The 13,173-nt window shown below is 56.7% G+C and carries 13 protein-coding genes and 1 tRNA gene; 8 read left to right on the forward strand and 6 right to left on the reverse strand.

Annotation, left to right across the window (positions count from 1 at the left end; translation table 11 throughout):
* Positions 1 to 5: 5 nt before the first annotated feature.
* The 5 genes from DS878_RS03510 to DS878_RS03530 form a co-directional block, all read right to left on the reverse strand.
* Positions 6 to 938 carry an ABC transporter permease gene (locus DS878_RS03510; RefSeq protein ID WP_113814551.1) on the reverse strand — a complete coding sequence of 311 codons (933 nt, stop codon included), beginning with the start codon at positions 936 to 938 and terminating at the stop codon, positions 6 to 8.
* Positions 935 to 1,984, reverse strand: a complete 1,050-nt coding sequence (locus DS878_RS03515; RefSeq protein ID WP_113814552.1) for an ABC transporter permease — start codon at positions 1,982 to 1,984, stop codon at positions 935 to 937. Before DS878_RS03515 ends, DS878_RS03510 begins: the two co-directional genes overlap by 4 nt.
* Before the next feature lie 75 nt (positions 1,985 to 2,059).
* The gene (locus DS878_RS03520; protein WP_113814553.1) at positions 2,060 to 3,622 is read right to left on the reverse strand and encodes an ABC transporter substrate-binding protein; all 1,563 of its coding nucleotides are present in this window, start codon (positions 3,620 to 3,622) and stop codon (positions 2,060 to 2,062) included.
* A gap of 166 nt (positions 3,623 to 3,788) precedes the next feature.
* Positions 3,789 to 4,511 (reverse strand): LrgB family protein, encoded by a 723-nt coding sequence (locus tag DS878_RS03525; RefSeq protein ID WP_113814554.1) that lies wholly within the window; start codon positions 4,509 to 4,511, stop codon positions 3,789 to 3,791.
* On the reverse strand, positions 4,504 to 4,869 hold the full coding sequence (locus DS878_RS03530) for a CidA/LrgA family protein (RefSeq protein WP_113814555.1): 366 nt from the start codon (positions 4,867 to 4,869) through the stop codon (positions 4,504 to 4,506). The genes DS878_RS03525 and DS878_RS03530 overlap by 8 nt, the downstream gene beginning before the upstream one ends.
* A 75-nt stretch (positions 4,870 to 4,944) precedes the next feature.
* On the opposite strand from DS878_RS03530, the gene DS878_RS03535 reads away from it, so the two are divergent.
* Together DS878_RS03535 and DS878_RS03540 are read left to right on the forward strand one after the other, a co-directional pair.
* Complete coding sequence (locus DS878_RS03535; RefSeq protein ID WP_113814556.1) at positions 4,945 to 5,484, forward strand: YaeQ family protein; 540 nt, start codon at positions 4,945 to 4,947, stop codon at positions 5,482 to 5,484.
* 99 nt (positions 5,485 to 5,583) lie between these two features.
* Positions 5,584 to 5,660 (forward strand) — tRNA-Arg (locus tag DS878_RS03540).
* Positions 5,661 to 6,180: 520 nt separating this feature from the next.
* Here DS878_RS03540 and DS878_RS03545 read toward each other — a convergent pair.
* Entirely contained in the window at positions 6,181 to 6,891 is a 711-nt protein-coding gene (locus tag DS878_RS03545) for a GntR family transcriptional regulator (protein ID WP_113814557.1), read from the reverse strand.
* A 199-nt stretch (positions 6,892 to 7,090) separates the two neighbouring features.
* Here DS878_RS03545 and DS878_RS03550 point away from each other — a divergent pair, with 199 nt between their 5' ends.
* The 6 genes from DS878_RS03550 to DS878_RS03575 all read left to right on the forward strand — a co-directional run bounded on the left by DS878_RS03550 (position 7,091) and on the right by DS878_RS03575 (position 13,154).
* Positions 7,091 to 7,828: an aspartate/glutamate racemase family protein gene (locus DS878_RS03550; RefSeq protein ID WP_113814558.1), complete on the forward strand. Its 738-nt coding sequence runs from the start codon at positions 7,091 to 7,093 to the stop codon at positions 7,826 to 7,828.
* A 95-nt stretch (positions 7,829 to 7,923) separates the two neighbouring features.
* Complete coding sequence (locus DS878_RS03555; protein WP_261977576.1) at positions 7,924 to 8,976, forward strand: TRAP transporter substrate-binding protein; 1,053 nt, start codon at positions 7,924 to 7,926, stop codon at positions 8,974 to 8,976.
* Positions 8,977 to 8,994: 18 nt separating this feature from the next.
* A complete protein-coding gene (locus DS878_RS03560) occupies positions 8,995 to 9,612 on the forward strand; it encodes a TRAP transporter small permease subunit (protein ID WP_113814559.1) in 618 nt (205 codons plus the stop codon).
* Positions 9,609 to 10,910 carry a TRAP transporter large permease gene (locus DS878_RS03565; protein ID WP_113814560.1) on the forward strand — a complete coding sequence of 434 codons (1,302 nt, stop codon included), beginning with the start codon at positions 9,609 to 9,611 and terminating at the stop codon, positions 10,908 to 10,910. Before DS878_RS03560 ends, DS878_RS03565 begins: the two co-directional genes overlap by 4 nt.
* 49 nt (positions 10,911 to 10,959) lie before the next feature.
* Positions 10,960 to 12,390: a dihydropyrimidinase gene (hydA, locus tag DS878_RS03570; protein ID WP_113814561.1), complete on the forward strand. Its 1,431-nt coding sequence runs from the start codon at positions 10,960 to 10,962 to the stop codon at positions 12,388 to 12,390.
* A gap of 2 nt (positions 12,391 to 12,392) precedes the next feature.
* Complete coding sequence (locus DS878_RS03575) at positions 12,393 to 13,154, forward strand: 2-keto-4-pentenoate hydratase (protein ID WP_113814562.1); 762 nt, start codon at positions 12,393 to 12,395, stop codon at positions 13,152 to 13,154.
* Positions 13,155 to 13,173 lie beyond the last annotated feature (19 nt).

Raw genomic sequence — 13,173 nt, forward strand, 5'->3', positions numbered from 1 at the left:
GTTCGTCAGCCCTTGTACAGCCGTGGGTTCATAACATCCCGCAGCCAGTCACCCAACAAATTTATGACCAGTACGAGCACGACCAGCACCAGGCCGGGAATCAGGGTAATCCACCAGGAACCGCTCTGAATGTAATCAAAGCCGGATTTGATCAAAGAACCCAGAGACGGCTGAGTCTCCGGCATTCCCAGCCCCAGAAATGACAGGGCTGCCTCGGAAATAATTGCGTTGGCAATCTGCACAGTGGCAATAACAAATATCGGAGACAGGGTGTTAGGCAGAATATGCCGGAACATAATGCGGTTGGTGCGAAAACCCATCACCTTGGCCGCATCAACATACTCTTTCTTTTTCTCTGCCAGCACAGATGCTCGCACCGTGCGGGCAATCTGTGGCCATTCCGCGATACCGATGATGAAAATCAGCATATAGATAGCGATCTCACCAAACATCAGGTTGCCAAAACTGGCCTTGAAAACCGCGCCGACAATAATGGCGACCATCAGAGTCGAGAAAGACAGCTGAACATCGGCGATACGCATCAGTATGGAATCTACCCGGCCGCCCAGATAACCCGCCAGCAGCCCGAACAGAATACCCAGCGCCGCCTGCAGCACCACGGCACCAAAGCCGATCAGCAGAGATACCCGGGTGCCATACAGAATGGTGGAGAGCATATCCCTGCCCTGGGCATCTGTGCCCAGAGGAAAGGCAGAATCTGCACCCTGCATACCCACCGGCGGCAGTTCCGAGTTCATGATATCGATCTGCGCCAGATCATAAGGATCCGTTGGGGCAAACAGAGGCGCGAACACTGCCGCCAACACCATGAGAATCAGCACGAGAAAGCTGACAATCGCTACCTTGTCGCGCCTGAAGCTGTACCAGAGGAAGGATTCGCGAAAGCGATTCCAGCGTGAAAGAGTCGCCGTTGTCATGCTTTCTTACCTGTCAGTTTGACCGTAGGGTTCACCAGCCCGTAAACCAGATCCACCAGTGTGTTGGTAACCACAAAGATCAGACCTACAACCATCAGGTAGGCAACGATCAGGGGAATGTCACTGCGGGTGATAGCTTCCAGAAACATCAGCCCGACGCCAGGCCACTGGAAAACGGTTTCTGTGAGAATCGTATAAGCCACCATAACGCCAACCTGCACACCGCCCACGGTGATAACTGGCAGCATGGTGTTCTTGAGGGCATGGAGAAAGTTGATTCGTACCGCACTCAGGCCTTTGGCCCGGGCGTAACGAATATAGTCGCTCTGTAACACCTCCATCATTTCCGCACGGATCAGCCGAATGAACAGCGGCAACATGATGGACGCCAGGGACACACAGGGCAGTATCAGGTGCAGCAGACCACTCTCGGAGAAAAAGCCGGAGTACCAGGTGCCGAAGAGATGCGTCAGATCATCGCCCCGGCCATAGGATGGCAGGCCACCTTCGGTACTCAAGGCTCCGTTCAGCCACTGCCCCCAGCCGGTATCCGCAGGAAACCACTCAACCGTTATGCCGATAGAATAGATCTGGATAAGAACAATAGCCGTAAGGAAGACCGGAATGGATATCCCGACGGTGCTCACGCCCATAAAGAATTTCGCCAGCAAAGCCTGAGGCCGTATGGCGGCATAGACTCCAATGGGGACAGACAAAAGCATGATGATAAGGCTTGCACCAATCACCAGTTCCAGGGTCGCCGGCAAATGCTCGGAAATCACTTCAAGAGTGGGTTTGCCGTAAAAATAGGAGTTGCCCAGGTCTCCCTGAATGGCTTTACCTGCAAAACGCAGATACTGCACAACCATGGAATCATTCAGCCCCAGCTCCTCACGCAAGGCTTCCCGCTCCTCCTGGGAAACGGACATACCCACCATTTCCTGAAGTGGATCTCCAAGACCATCCTGAATGGCAAATGCGATCACACTGATCACAAACATGACCAGCAGTGCCTGGGATACTCGCTGAACCAAAAACGCTAACATGCAAAGTGTCCGGATAAAGCTGCAAACAAAAGGCCGGCGACGGTGCCCCCGAAGCCGGCCTGCCGACGGAGCCTGTTACTCTACAACCAGGTCACCCAGGTACGGAAAGTTCATCACGTTCAGAATCGGCTCAATCTTCACATTCTTCTTACTGGCCCATGCCAGATCCTGCCAGTGCAGGGGAACAAAAGCCGCATCGTCATACAGACGCTTCTCAACGTCCTGCAGCATGGCCGCGCGCTTATCCAGATCCGTCTCAACATTGGCCTTCTCAACCAGCGCATCGATCTCCGGATTGCAGTAATTGCCTGCGTTGTACTGGCCAGCACCACTGTCTGCGTCGGTGCAGAAGGTCAGGAACTCATAGAAGTTGGCAGAATCCTCTGTATCAGCATGCCAGCCGATCAGCATCATATCGGCTGAGCGGTCATCATACTCCGGCCAGTACTGGGCTTTCGGCAGGGTTTTCAGGTCTACCTTGATATTGATACGGGCAAGCATGGCAGCGGCTGCCTGGGCAATCTTGTCATCATTCACATAGCGGTTATTGGGCGCCATCATAGTGATGGTGAAGCCGTCCTCATAACCAGCCTCTTTCATCAGCTGCCTGGCTTTCTCCACGTCATAACGTGGTTTCAGGGATTCGTTATGGCCCTGGTAGCCTGCCGGTGATAGCTGGGCTGCAGGCGTGGCAAACCCTTTCATGATTTTAGCGGCTATGCCTTCCTGATTGATGGCATAGGCAATGGCCTGGCGAACCTTCGGATTTTTAAAAGCCTCAACCCGTTCCTGATTCATGTGAAACAGAATAATCCGTGTACCGCTCATGGTGACCAGCTCCGAATCCTTGTCGCGCTTGATGCGATCAAGGTCTGTCGGTGGCACCGGGGCAATAAAGTCCACGCCGCCAGATAAAAGCGCTGATACCCGCGTGTTGTTTTCCTTGATCGGAGTCAACACGATTTTTTTCACGTTACCCGGAGATTCCTCATCCCAGTAATCTGCAAAACGCTCGAACTCCATACGCACGCCCTGCTGGCGTGAGGTGACCACATAGGGGCCAGTTCCAGACAGGTTGTCGGAAGCGAATGAGTTGCCATGTTTGAGGATGGCATCTTTCTTCTTGCCATCGGCTGTTTCGCCGGAATAAAACTCGCTGTCCATCGGGAAGATGTAGGTAGCGGTATTGAGAAGCAACGGGAAGGGTTCGCTGGTTACCAGCTCAAAGGTGTAATCATCAATAATATTGATGCCACTGAACGGCTTGAAGATAGCCTTGAAATCCTGGCTTTCTTTCAGGCGGTCATAGGTGAACTTCACATCTTTGGTCGTAAGCTCATTGCCGGAATGAAATTTCACCCCTTCACGGAGCTTGAAGCGCATGGTTTTATCGTCAACACGTTCCCAGCTTTCTGCCAGACGGGCTTCAAAGCCGAGATCTTTTGTCCAGCGTACCAGTGGATCAAACGTCATATGGGATAACTGCAGAATGCCACCGGAGAGTTGCTCGTGAATATCGAGGGTGACCGGATCGGCGTCATACGCCATCTTCAACTCTTTCGTCGCCTCGGCAGAAAGAGCAACAGGAGCCGTGGCCAGCGCCATGGAACCGACTAAAGCTGCAAGTAGTTTTTTCATTGGGTTTTCCGTCATAATTTTAAGAGTTTTTACGGCACACCAAGGCTCGGGCGTCCCGGACGTCTACCTTAGAAACTAGTCGCGGAAACTACCTACGGCAATCGAAATTACAACTTGCGGCTATTCGCTAACTGAATGACGGCTTTCACAGGGGGCTCTGCGGCAGCTAAAGACGAAATACCAGAGGCAACATAAGTGCAGTAAAAACCCCGGTCAGGCCCATACCCAGAGAGGCAAAAGCGCCGGCCGTATGGCTGATTTCAAATGCCCTGGCCGTACCAATCGCATGGCCGTTCAGCCCAAGCGCAAAACCGAGAATGCGCTCGTCTTCAACAGGCAGCCACTTTGCCAGCAGGTCAACAAACAGTGTCGCAACCACGCCGGTTATCAAAAGACCTCCCATCAGCAGAGGTACAGATCCTCCCAGCTGCTCTGTGATACCAATAGCGATCGGAGCGGTTACAGATTTCGGCGCAAGCGAAGCCAGCACCTCCGGCGTGGCGCCCATTGCCCAGGCGATCACCACCGCGTACACAGCCGCCAGCGTCGCGGCCAACGGCAGCGTGACAACAATCGGAATCCACAGAGCCCGTATGTGGTGAATCTGCTGATACAGCGGTATCCCCAGCGCGACTGTTGCAGGCCCGAGCAACAGGGTTATCCACCGGGAGCCTTCCTGGTAACGAAGGTAATCGACCGATAGAAACGCAATCACCGCCGCCAGGATGACTGCCGACAGCACCACGGGTGGCATCCACAAGGGTTTGCCCATGCGGGTAAACAACCAGCTACCAGCAAAAAACGCACTCAAGGTGAGCCCGATTGCAAATAGCGGGCTGGCAGACAAAGCGTCTGGCACAGCAACAAAGCGCTCCATAAGCTCAGTCATGCCCCTGCTCCCGGGCAGAAAGGCGCATCACGCCCTTCATTAACAGAAGTGTGCTCAGAACACTCAGAAAAGTACCCAGGAGCAAGGCTGCCGCCATGGCAAGCCACTGGTCGGAAAACCGGGATGCCATAAAAAACACCCCGACCACTCCCGGCATGATCAGCAGCACCAGTATGGAAATCAACGCCTGGCTCGACAACGCCAGGGCATCACTCACCCTGCCCCGCAGCATCAGCGTAAACGTCATCAGAATCATGCCGAGCACGCCACCGCTGACAGGCACCTGGAATACCAGCCGCAGAGCCTCGCCAAGCAGAAAAAACAGAACAAGAATCAGAAAACCGCGCAACATCGACATGCTGTCATGCTCACCATACAGAGAATTGCATTACACTAGCGCAAACCAACATATTGATACCAATGCAGGACAGCCATGGCGCTCAAAGCAACGATTTTCAAAGCCACGCTCAATATTGCCGATATGGACAGGCATTATTATGCAGATCACCAGCTAACGATAGCCCAGCACCCGTCGGAAAATGACGAGCGCATGATGATCCGCCTGCTGGCCTTTGCATTGAACGCATGCGACGAGCTTGAGTTCACCAAAGGCCTGAGCACTGATGACGAACCCGAGCTCTGGAAAAAAAGCCTGAGTGACGAAATTGAGCTGTGGATCGAACTGGGCCTGCCCGACGAAAGCCGCCTGCGCAAAGCCTGCAACCGCGCACGCCAGGTTATCCTTTACGCCTACGGTTCCCGCGCTGTGCCGGTATGGATGGAGAAGCACCAGAATAAGCTGAGCCGCTTCAACAACCTCAAAATTATAGAACTGCCAACAGAATCCACCGAAGCCCTCGCAGGACTGGTAGAGCGCAACATGAACTTCCAGGTAAGCATCCAGGATGGTGAGGTATCCTTCAGCAATGAAGGTGCCCTGGTGAACATAACGCCTGCACCTCTTTTTCCATGACCAGAGGCAGGCGCCATCAGCAAGCTTGGACTGGACAGAATAAGCCAGCACACGTAAGATTGCGCACTCGAAATTGACGCTTCGCCGTCACACTCGAATGCGCCCGTAGCTCAGCTGGATAGAGTACTGCCCTCCGAAGGCAGGGGTCACAGGTTCAAATCCTGTCGGGCGCGCCATATTTTCAAGGCCTTACGTGAGAGCGTAGGGCCTTTTTAATTTCTTGTGTCAGGATCCAGTAAGGCCCGAGCCCCATACCTGGGGAGACGCGCCCCTATGGATCCTCAGCAATTAGTAAGGTAACCACCTACAACAATTCAATCTTTTCGTTGAGCTTTCCAGCGCTGCTGAACGTGCGTTCTCAAGCGACCCCAACACAACCCTCATTAAACTCTGTCAACTCGGCGAAGCCCTCGCTCAGCATCTCGCAGCTCTTTCTGGCATCGACTTCGATGAAAAAACAAGCCAGTCGGACCTGTAGTGGTTCAATGATTCCGGACACTTATATGTAGGTGGCAGGGTCGTATGCGTCATGCCATCACACCTTGTCAGGGATCGCCGACTTCCAGTTGTGGGGCAGGTCACGTCGATGGCGTTGTTCTTCTGCATTGGCAACCGGGTCAGCACATCCCTGTGCTTTGCCCTCCGGGCCAGCCTGCGGCTGTCCAAAATCGCTCAGGTTTATCGGGGTTTCCGGAATCAGTCCTGCTTCAGGCGCTGGATGACGGCGTTGCCGGTCTTGCGCATGTGCAGGCTCATGGCGTCGGACAGCCCCTGGGCATCACGCTTCTCGAGTGCCTCGACGAAGCATTCGTGCTCCTTCGCGGACTCCTCCCAGCGCCCCATCTGCATGTTGGCGGCGTAGCGGGCCCGGGTGATCCTGAGCGTCAGCGAGGTCTCGAGTTCGAGCAGCACGCGGTTGCCGGCGATCTCAGCAAGGCGTCGGTGGATGGTCTGATTGAGCTGGAAGTACTCATTGCGCTGGTTTTTGCGGAACTTCTCCATCATGCACTCATGGAGGTGGCGGATCTCGGCAATCTCGGCATCACTCGCCCGAGTGGCCAGCAGAGTGCCTGAAAGCCCCTCCAGCACTGCCATCACTTCGAACAGATCAGCCACTTCCTCGACATCGACTTCGGTGACCCTGGCGCCGCGGTTAGGGAGCATCTCTACCAGCCCCTCGCTGACCAGCACCTTCAGTGCCTGGCGGAGGGGGGTTGGCGAGACCTCAAAGGCTTCGCACAACTGCTTTTCGGAGATCCGGCTACCAGGCTCCAACTCACCCTCCAGCACCATCTCGCGCAGCCGTTCGGTCACAGCCTCGTACAGCGAGTGCCGCCGCAATGGTGTGGCTCGGGGGAAAGCCTCCCGGGGCTTATCTTCGCGGGTGGATAGAGAAGTATTGGCCATGCTGAGATGCACCTCTTGATTGGCTGGCCCGGCGGATGCCGGTTCGATTGTCAGAAAACCTATGCTTGCAGAATATTCTACCGTCGTGCAATACTTCAGTCATCATATGAATTTGGAATTCCAAATTCCGAATCTGTAAATCCAGGCAGCGAATATGAAAATATTTCCTCGTAAGCCATAACGACAAAGGACTAGCCTCATGGAGCGGACCCTCATCGGCATGCTCACGCCTTCCTCCAATACCGTACTGGAACCCTATACCAGCGCTTTACTGCATGATCTGCTACCACTGGTCACCGCCCACTTCCAACGCTTCACAGTCACAGAGATTTCCATGCGTGATGACGCCCTGGCACAGTTTGATCCGGCGCCACTACTGGAGGCGGCGCGGCTGCTTAACGATGCCCGGATGAACGTGATTGCCTGGAACGGCACCTCCTCAAGCTGGCTGGGTTTCGAAACTGACCGCCGGTTGTGTGCCTCGATCGAGGAGGTCACCGGGGTGCCAGCCACCACCAGCGTACTGGCGCTGAACGAGGTGCTGGAGCGTACCGAGGTCGGTCGCCTGGGGCTGGTGACGCCCTATCTGGACGATATCCAGGCAGCTATCGTGGCGAACTACCGCCAGGCTGGACACGAGGTGGTCGCCGAGCGGCACCTGAACGACCGTGGCAACTTCTCTTTCTCCGACTACGACGAAGCTACCCTGGCCAACATGGTGCGTGAGGTTGCCAAGTCGCGTCCCGATGCGATCACCCTGTTGTGCACCAACCTGCGCGGGGCGGGCATTGTCGCCGAGCTGGAACGCGAGATCGGCATCCCGATCTACGACTCCGTCAGCGTGACCGTTTGGAAGACCCTGAAAATGACGAACATCGACCCGGCCCGCATTAAAGGCTGGGGAAGCCTGTTTGAGGACCGGCGCCTGAAGAACTGAGCTGGGCCTGAATGACGATAGTCCTGGCCAAAGTTCTTCAGTGCGGGATTCACTCCCGATTTCTGAACACAATCCAACTGATATAAAGGTGCAGCATGCTTACAACCACGATCAAACGAGTCTCCCTGCTGACGGCATGCGCCTGCAGCATGGCGCTGGGCGGCATGGCTCAGGCCGAAACCCAGCTACGGGTAGTGGGTAACTTCTCGGGCAACAAGATCCACGTCGAACAGGTCGAGCGTCCTTTCTTCGTCAAGCTTGATGAACGCGACGACCTCAACGTGACCTACAACACCATGGATGCCATAGGTCTCAAGGCCGCAGACGCACTGCGCGGGCTCCGTACCGGCGCCTTCGACGTGATGTCGGTGCAGATCGGCATGGCCTCCCGTGACGATCCGTTCTTTGAAGGCGTCGACCTGGCCGGAGTGGCGCAGAACCTTGATGAGCAACGCAATGTCGTCGAGGCCATTCGCGAGAAGATGGACGAGCGGCTCCAGGAGCGCTTCAATGCCAAGCTCATGACACTGTGGCCGTTTGGCCCGCAGATGCTGTTTTGCAATGGCGAGATCGATGGGGTAGATGACCTGGCCGGCAAGAAGGTACGTGTGTTCACGCCGTCGATGTCGCGGCTGGTCGAAGGTCTGGGGGCAACGCCGGTAACCCTGCAATTCAGTGAAGTTTACCTGGCGTTGCAGCGCGGCGTGGCCGACTGCGGCGTGACTGCGCCCACCGCTGCCAACGGCGGCAAATGGCCGGAAGTCACCACACATCTGGTACCGCTACCGCTGTCGTTCTCGGTTCAAGGCCACTTTATGAACCTGGGAGCCTGGAACCGCCTCGATGCTACCCAGCAAGAAGAGCTGACAGCTGCGTTCAAGGAGATGGAGCAACAGATGTGGGACATCGCCTATAACGTCAATGACGATGCTATCGCCTGTAGTACCGGTCAGGAAAACTGCGAACACCACACCAGGTACGATATGACCCTGGTGGATATCGGCGAGTCGTCTTCGCAGCAGGTGCGCGAGATCACCGAGAAAACCGTGCTGCCAGCGTGGGGCGAGAACTGCAACCGTATTTCCTCCGAGTGCACCCAGGTATGGAACGACACAGTCGGCGCAGCGACGGGCTATTCCATCAAGTAACCGGGGAAAGCGAGGTCTATGATGAAAGCCAATAACGTCAATCGCGCCGCCAGGGGCCTGGCCCATGGTGCGGCGCTCGCCGCCGGCTATGGTGGGCTGTGCCTGTCGGTATTGATTACCTTCGAGGTCATCGCGCGCAAGTTCTTCAACTTTTCCTTGCAGGGGGTCGACGAGATCGGCGGCTATGTGCTGGCCATCGGAGTAGCGTTCAGCTTCGCCTATGCCTTGCTGCAGGGTGCGCACACCCGCGTGGACGTGTTGCTGGCCAAGCTGCCCGGCATTCTGCGTGGACCGCTGAATGCCTCGGCGGCGCTGTTGTTGGCTATCTTCGCGGCTTTCATGTTGTGGCGCGCCGTCGACACGCTGCTGGTCTCCCTGGAATTCCAGAGCCGTGCCAGTACGCCGTTACAGACGCCGCTGTGGATTCCCCAATCGCTGTGGGTCGCGGGGCTCACGGTATTCTCACTGCTCGCCGGCTTGCTGGCGCTCAGGGCCGTCTTCTTGCTGGTGACCGGCGACATTAGCCGCCTCAATCAGGAGTTCGATGCTCGCTCGGCGGACGATGAGCTCGACGAGGCACGCCACGACTATGCCTCCGACACACTGCAGACGCCCCACAGGAGTTCTCACTCATGATCGGCCCATTCGAGGTATTGATCGGCTTCATCATCCTGCTCGGCATGATGATGGCCGGCGTCCACGTCGCAGTGGCGATTTTCAGCGTCTCAGCCATCGGCACCCTGGTGTATCTGGGTCTGCCATTGTTGTATTCGTTTGGCGATACGCTGTGGGGCACTCTCAATAACTTCCTGCTCACGGCAATCCCTCTGTTCATCCTGCTTGGCGAGCTGTTGCTGCGCAGCGGCATCACCGATCGCATGTACAACTCGCTTTCGGTATGGCTGAGCCGCATGCCCGGAGGGCTTTTACATACCAACGTTGGCGCATCGACGGTATTCGCCGCGATGTCAGGGTCGTCGGTGGCCACTGCCGCGACCATCGGCACTGTGGCACTACCTGCCCTCTCTGACCGCGGCTACAACGAACGCCTGGCACTGGGCACCCTGGCCGCCGGCGCCACCCTGGGCATCCTTATTCCGCCCAGCATCAACATGATCATCTACGGCGCTATCACCAACACGTCCATCAGCAAACTGTTCATCGCCGGTATCTTGCCCGGGCTGGTGCTCGCCGGGTGCTTTATGCTGGCAATCATGGCCTTTAGCCTGTTACGCCCTGGCGTGGCGGGCGACCCGGAGCCGCGCGTGCCGCTTGGCCAGCGGCTGCGTTCACTGGCCGACCTGCTGCCACCAGCGTTCATCTTCGCGATCGTTATCGGCAGCATCTACAGCGGCTGGGCCACGCCCACTGAGGCGGCGGCGCTCGGCGTGGTTGCGGCACTGGTGCTGGCGGCAATCTATCGCAAATTGACAATCCGCATGCTGCACGAGAGCTTCCTGTCGATGGCACGCACCACAGCAATGATCATGCTGATCATCGCCGCCGCCTTCTTCATGAACTACATCGTCGGCATCCTGGGCATTCCTTCCACCCTGACCAACTGGGTCGCCGGTCTGGGCCTCACGCCACTAGGGCTGATTCTGGCGCTGGTCGTGTTCTACCTGGTGCTGGGCTGCTTTCTCGAGACGCTGTCGATGATGATCGCCACCGTCCCTATCGTCGTGCCGATGGTTGTAACGTTCGGCTACGACCCGGTGTGGTTCGGCATCTTTCTGGTCATCATGATGGAGATCTCGCTGATCACCCCACCGATCGGCATGAACCTCTACGTCGTGCAGGGAGTACGCGGCAAGGGTTCGATCACCGACGTGATGCTCGGCAGTCTGCCGTTTCTCGCCATCATGCTGTTATTCGTGCTGCTGATAATCATCTGGCCAGGGCTGGTGATGTGGCTGCCTGATGCCATGGGCTAGGATGAGCCGCCATACCAGCATTCATAACCAAGATTAAGGTAGTAAAGTCATGCAGAACTTCGACACATTGATTAAAAACGGCCGGATTGTTACCGCTGTAGACTGCTACTACGCGGATATCGGCATCAAGGGGGGCCGCATCGTGGCACTCGGTCATGAGCTGGGCGCGGCTGCCGAGGTCATCGATGCCGAAGGGTTATGGGTATTGCCCGGCGGCATTGACGCGCACTGCCATATGGATCAGCCCCTCAGCGACGGTGCAGTGATGGCCGACGGCTTTTACAGCGGTACGCGCTCGGCGGCTTGCGGTGGCACCACCACCGTGATGCCCTTTGCCGCACAGCAAAAGGGACAAAGCCTGCGTGCAGCGGTAGAAGATTATCATCAACGCAGCGATGGCCTGGCTTTCATCGACTACGCTTTTCACATGATCGTCAGCGATCCTACCGAAACCGTGTTGAAGGAGGAGCTACCGGCCCTGATCAAAGAGGGCTATAGCTCTTTCAAGATCTACATGACCTACGATGATCTCAAGCTCAACGATCGTGAGATTCTCAACGTTCTGTCCCTGGCGCGGCGCGAGGGCGCCATGGTCATGGTGCATGCAGAAAATGCTGACTGCATCGCCTACCTGACAGAGCTTCTTACTGAAAGCGGCAACACTGGCCCCTATTATCATGGCGTGGCACATTCGGCCATCGGCGAACGTGAGGCGTCCCACCGCGCAATTTCGCTGGCTGAGCTGGTCGACGTGCCGGTGCTGATCGTGCATGTTTCCGGCACCGAGACTATCGAGCAGATTCGCTGGGCACAGAACCGGGGATTACGCGTCTATGGTGAGACCTGCCCGCAGTATCTGGTGCTCACGGCCAGGGATCTGGATCGCGATGGCTTCGAGGGAGCGAAGTATGTATGCAGCCCGCCGCCCCGGGACCCCGCCGCCCAGGAGGCGGTCTGGCAAGGGCTTGAGTCCGGCGTTTTCCAGGTGTTTTCTTCCGACCATGCACCATTTCGTTTCGAGGATGCCAGCGGTAAGAAACTGCACGGTGAGCACGCCCATTTCAAACATATACCCAACGGCATTCCCGGTCTGGAGACGCGTCTGCCAATCCTGTTTTCCGAAGGAGTGGTCAAGGAGCGCATTGACGTCACCCGTTTTGTGGCACTGACCGCGACCAACCCAGCGAAAATCTACGGACTCTACCCACGCAAGGGCACCATCGCTATCGGCAGTGACGCCGACCTCACGTTATGGGACTCAACAGCGAAGAGCATCGTACGCAATGCCGACCTGCACCATGATGTGGATTACACCCCTTACGAGGGACTTGAGCTGACAGGACGCCCCATGCTTACGCTTTGCCGGGGCCGGGTAGTCTCCCGCGCCGGCCAACCCGAAGGCGAGGTGGGTTACGGCGAATTTCTCAAGTGCGATAAACCTCAGCCTGCGCGTCCACGTGGCAACGCCAAGGGGTTCTGATCATGACGCATGACGAGATCGTAAGCGCCGGCGCTAAGCGTCTCGTTGAGGCCTACGAGCGGCATACGCAGATTGCCCTGCCAGAAGATATTCCTCTGACCGAAGCGCGAGACGCCTATGCCATTCAGGAACGGGTATCGGCGCAGTTAGGTACGCCCTCAGGCTGGAAGCTCGGTGGCATTGTCAAAGGCGAATTGCCACAGTTCTCACGGCTGTTCAGTGAACAGAGTCGCCTCTCGCCTGCGCGGCTCGCCAGGGACGACTACCATTTTATGTTTCTCGAACCGGAGCTGGCCGTGGTGTTGGGAGGCGACTTACCGCCACGGGACACAGCCTATACATTGGAGGAGATAGCCGCACAAGTTGCCAGCCTGCACGCGGCAATCGAGGTGGTCGATAGCCGTTTCAAAAGCTGGCCAGAGGTACCTCCCTTATGGCAGCTCGCCGATGGTCTGAGTCATGGCGCCTTCGTGCTGGGCAGCGGCATCGAAGGCGGAAACCTATGGCAGATGAAGGACGCCGCCTATCGCTTGACGCTAAACGGTGACGCCGCCGTATCAGGCCATGGAGGCCATCCCGGCGGCGACCCCGCGCTACTTTTGATGCAGATGATCAACACCCGAATTGCTGCTGGCGGTGTGGGGTTTCTGGCAGGTGAAGTGATCACAACCGGCACTTTCAATGGTGTGGTGGAGATGCAACGCGGCCAGAGCGCCCGACTGGTGTTCGAGGGTATAGGCGAAGTAGAGTTGACCCTCGACTGATATAGCAATTCGGGGAGCT

The sequence above is a fragment of the Marinobacter sp. F3R11 genome (genome assembly GCF_003318275.1).
Classification (GTDB): domain Bacteria; phylum Pseudomonadota; class Gammaproteobacteria; order Pseudomonadales; family Oleiphilaceae; genus Marinobacter.